Origin of the sequence: Streptomyces sp. DH37, assembly GCF_029813835.1 — a bacterium.
Classification (GTDB): Bacteria; Actinomycetota; Actinomycetes; order Streptomycetales; family Streptomycetaceae; genus Streptomyces.
In genome coordinates this window covers 1-414 of the sequence record NZ_JARVKV010000221.1, presented here as the reverse complement: position 1 = coordinate 414, position 414 = coordinate 1, and the positions used below count along the sequence as shown (strand labels likewise).

Annotated in this window: 1 protein-coding gene; it reads left to right on the top strand. The window is 57.5% G+C overall.

Translation table 11 applies throughout. The features are described 5' to 3' along the window. The coding region (locus QC029_RS30760; protein ID WP_279559122.1) for a YebC/PmpR family DNA-binding transcriptional regulator at window positions 1-414 on the top strand (414 nt) is incomplete at both ends.

Here is a 414-nt window from a genome sequence, read left to right as displayed (position 1 = left end):
GTTCCTAACGACAACATCACCCGTGCTGTTAAGCGTGGGTCTGGTGAGGGCGCTGACGCCGTCAATTACGAGACGATTATGTACGAGGCCTATGGCCCCGCTGGCGTTGCCATCCTCATCGAGTGCCTGACTGACAATCGCAATCGCGCCGTTTCTGACGTCCGCGTGGCCGTTACCCGCAACGGCGGAACCATGGCTGACGGTGGTTCTGTGCAGCGTCTGTTCCAGCGCAAGGGTGTTGTCTCAGTCTCGAAGACCTACGAGGTTGAGGAGGGCCGCAAGACAGAGACCCGTGAGGTGGATGAGGACCAGCTCATGGAGGCAACCATCGATGCTGAGCCTGAGGACATCGTTGATGAGGGCGAGGTCTTTGAGATTATTTCGGATCCGAGCGCTGTTGTTGATGTCCGTAAA